The following is a 3,697-nucleotide window of genomic DNA, read 5'->3' on the forward strand; positions in this document are numbered from 1 at the left end:
GGAGAAGTGAGCCACAAGGAGTTACGACACATCGCAGTGAGGCCGGCCAGGCGCCGACGACGGCCGAGATGGTACAAGGTGGTCCCGGGCTCGGGACTCCACGAGGCGATCGACACGTTCCGGGCCGGGATGCCCGTCTGGGCGGAGGTCATGCGCACATACGGCGAGGCGCTCGGGATCGCCCCGATCCTCGCCTATCGTTGCGACCTCGACGGGCCGATGCTCGCCTATCACGAGCTGAGGGCGCTCGGTCCACGGGCGAACCATTTCTGTAAACGGGAGGGCGCGTGGACGCCGAAACGGAACGCGGCGGGCGGGCGGACGCTACGCACATGCTTTGCGGATGTCCTTCACCTGTACAGCCCGCCATCGCCACCCGCGAACCTGATGCGGGACCGTGGCTTCACGTACCCGGCGTTCGTCGCACGACGCGACGGGTGCTACTACATCGTCCGTCCGACCGGACACTGTCGTCCCCGACGGGCGGGGACGGCATGATGCGCCGACCGGTCGCCCGTTACCGCGGTCGCCGTCCGATCTTGCTGGAGCGACGGGACGAGGGCGCGCGCTGCGTGCTCTATGTCCCCGATGCGCCCCAGTGGGAGATGGATTTGTTGGTGAAGCAGGGCTGGCGACTTTGCCACCGTCAGCCCGGACGAGACTGACCGAGACCGTCACCCGCGTCGCATGCGGGTGATGTGACACGGCAGAACCGCCTTCGAGAACAAGAAACCGATACCAGGGAACCATCAAGAATCGAGGAGTGAAAACGAGATGACACAGAAGAAACAGAAGGCGTCCACACTGACGCCGAAGACATCCCGCGCCGAACAGGCGCGTGCCAAACAACAGGCCGCGATGGTGCTCCGCGTCAAAGGGATCGCCTACGAGGACTGGCTCGTCGAACAACACCGTGCCTGCTTCGATGCGGGCTTCGATGCGCTCGCCGAGCTCGTCGAACAGACGCAGGCCGGGGATGACGACAAGGCGAGAGAAACGACGAAGAAAGGAGACGGGCGCGATGAAGGCGACACCGGACACGTGGAAGACCACGACGCACGCTAGTTGGAGTCATCCGATCCGACAAGAACGAGACGTGTACCTGTTCACCTTGCATGACGGCGGACACGCGGTCGTGGTGACCCCTGGCGGGCCACTGAGGGCCCGGCAACTGTTGCGCCATGTGACGGGCATGCCGGGCACGACACGCCCGCACGTCGCCTGCCGGAAGGCGACCAGTGTGGGATGGATCGAGGCGGAACGTCGACAGGGCCATGGCGACTGGTTCGGCGAGGAGGGCGTCCTGTTCATGGGGACGGGAAGGGTCAGGAGCCGATGAACAAGAAACGGCGGGCCATCTTCGAGAAGTCGGGTGGCCGTTGCTGGTACTGCGGATGCAGGCTTGAGGAAAAGGGATGGCATGCCGACCATTTCGAGCCGATCCGACGCAATTGGACGGATGGGACGTGTATCCATCCGGAATATGCCGTTGCCAAACGATACGGGTTGATTGAGGAACAAACGACAGATGTCGTGTTTTGGTTCGAGAAACAAGAACCGTGAAAGGAGGTGAATGTAAATGGATGCATTGGTCAACTCGATCGACCGACTCGTGACCTGGTTGCAGTACCCGGCTTGGTCGCTCTTCGGACTATGTCTCATCATCGGCGGTTATTTCTTCATGAGTGGTGGCCGGGAAGGACGTGAGAAGGCGAAGACGATCTGGATTTCCGGCGTGATCGGCCTCTTCGTCGTCCTCGGCGTCAAGGCGATCGTCTCGAACGTGAAGGAGACGCAGGTGTTCGGGGTCGTGCTCGACGGGCTCACCCGTCTGTTCTGATCCTGACCTGATCGCCCGAAAGGGGCGTCTCGGCGGTGCGGGCAGGGGACCCCTGCCCCGTCACACGCCGGTAGAAGCGAAGAAGCAAAGAAAGGGAGTGGGTACATGGCGAAACGGATCATGAGTGTCGTGTTGGGCGTCACGTTGTTTGTCGTCGGTGTGGCACTGTTGTTGTCAGAAGACTGAGACAGGACGAAGGAGGAATCAAGATGACGAAGCAAGCGAAGACGGCGATCCCCCATGCGCGCGTGCGCCTCGGGGATGATGAGTTCACGCTCCACGAGGCGGCCGATCGGGTCGCCGAGGAGGAAGAAGGGCCCCACGCCTATGAGCTGGTGGAGGCCGGCACCGGGACGTCGCTGTTGCAGGCGACGATCACGGACGACACCGGGCTCCTCGACCATATCGAGGACCGGCTGAAACGACTGCGCAAGGCGGTACGGACCGACAAACGGCTCGACAAGGCGCAACGTAAGGAGCGTATCGCCCGTCTCGACCACATCGAGACCGTCCTCGGGACGACATGGAAGGCCGAGAAGGCCGAGCTGAAGGTACGCGCGAAGGAGGCGCGCGTGGCGGAACGGAAGGCGAGAAGGGAAGGACGGACGCCCTCACCCGGAGCCGCCGGTGGCCGGCCGTGGCCCCTCATCACGACCTTTTTCCTCGCCACCGCGGTTGTGGGTGGCGGCGTGCTCTACACGATGCAAGGGAACGCCTCGCCGACGCCTGGCGTGGCAGAGGCGGAGACGCTCGAGGCGCTCGAGGCGCGTGTCGACCTGACGACGGCGCTCCTGCTCGGGGACGCCCGGACGATCGACAAGCTGATCGAGACCGGGAACCTCCGGGACGAGGACCGGCGCCTGCTGGTCCCTTATCTCGTCGAGACAGGACGGATCGACGACGCGGTGGCCATGAGCGACGGCGACCATCAGCTCGTCGCCGACCAGATCAGCAAGACCGGGGACTGGGCGACGCTCGAGACGTTCCAGGACGAATATCCGACCGCGAACGGGCAGTTCGACCTCGCGTATCGGGCGAAGGACTGGGAGACGGCGTTGTCGACCCGTGGCATCACGGAGTCGCCGGAGCGCCTGAAGCGCCGACAGGCGGCCGAGCGTGCACTGGACGGGGCGAACCCGAAAGAAAAGAAGGGCGTGACGAAAGAGACACAAGAGACGAAAGAGGGGGCGAAGAAATGAGCCCCCTTCCCCATGTCGTCCGGGCAGGACGTGACAGAAACGGGAACATCCCCCAGAGTCGGATGAAGGAGGAGGAAGTGTATGGTACGATTTTCTAGACGGCGTCGTTTCACGATGCGGGACAAGGTCCGCGAGCGTGAGATCGACCGTCGGGACTGGCGGCTCGACCGCGACAGGGACTGGAGCGAGTGGGCGGGCGACTGGCGCGTGCTCGTGCCGTTGTTGTTGCTGTTGTATGTGCTGGCCATCGCCCTGAGCGCGTTCCTCGTCAACGCCTTGACCGTCCTCATGGGCTGGGCCCGTGGGGCGATGACGGGCGAGATGACGGGAGGGGGGCTCGACGCGATCCTCGCGCTCGGGCTCCAGACGACCACCCTGGCGCTTGGCGTCTACGGCGTGGCGATGTTGCTCGTGACGTTCGGCGTCGCGCGTTGGGTGTACACCCTGCGCCGGGTCAACCGGCCGCTCTCGGAGACGTCCCACGGGACGGAGCGCTTCACCGAGCACCGCGACCTCGCCGACGAGTATCGTGCGGTACCCGAGGCGGGCGAACGCTTCCCCGGGAAGGGCGGGTTCCCCGTCTCGCGCCGACGGCGCAAGGACGGGCGCTATGACATCTATATCGAGGACGACGCCTACAACTTCCTGATCTACGGGA

The 3,697-nt window shown here is 64.2% G+C and carries 6 protein-coding genes; 5 read left to right on the forward strand and 1 reads right to left on the reverse strand.

All coding sequences use genetic code 11. The annotated features are described in order from the left end of the window. Nucleotides 1-324 precede the first annotated feature (324 nt). A complete protein-coding gene (locus GVY42_RS15605; protein WP_159565645.1) occupies nucleotides 325-705 on the reverse strand; it encodes a hypothetical protein in 381 nt (126 codons plus the stop codon). Nucleotides 706-774: 69 nt separating this feature from the next. On the opposite strand from GVY42_RS15605, the gene GVY42_RS15610 reads away from it, so the two are divergent. The 5 genes from GVY42_RS15610 to GVY42_RS15630 all read left to right on the forward strand — a co-directional run. Beyond that, on the forward strand, nucleotides 775-1,065 hold the full coding sequence (locus tag GVY42_RS15610) for a hypothetical protein (protein WP_159565647.1): 291 nt from the start codon (nucleotides 775-777) through the stop codon (nucleotides 1,063-1,065). Between the two features lie 270 nt (nucleotides 1,066-1,335). Beyond that, nucleotides 1,336-1,563: an HNH endonuclease gene (locus GVY42_RS15615; protein WP_159565649.1), complete on the forward strand. Its 228-nt coding sequence runs from the start codon at nucleotides 1,336-1,338 to the stop codon at nucleotides 1,561-1,563. 16 nt (nucleotides 1,564-1,579) lie between these two features. Beyond that, a complete protein-coding gene (locus GVY42_RS15620; RefSeq protein WP_159565651.1) occupies nucleotides 1,580-1,840 on the forward strand; it encodes a hypothetical protein in 261 nt (86 codons plus the stop codon). 209 nt (nucleotides 1,841-2,049) lie between these two features. Continuing rightward, entirely contained in the window at nucleotides 2,050-3,039 is a 990-nt protein-coding gene (locus GVY42_RS15625) for a hypothetical protein (protein WP_159565653.1), read from the forward strand. A gap of 81 nt (nucleotides 3,040-3,120) precedes the next feature. Then, a partial coding sequence (locus GVY42_RS15630) for a hypothetical protein (RefSeq protein WP_159565655.1) occupies nucleotides 3,121-3,697 on the forward strand: 577 nt, incomplete at its 3' end.

The sequence above is a fragment of the Exiguobacterium sp. 8A genome (assembly GCF_902506275.1).
Taxonomy (GTDB): Bacteria; Bacillota; Bacilli; order Exiguobacteriales; family Exiguobacteriaceae; genus Exiguobacterium; species Exiguobacterium profundum.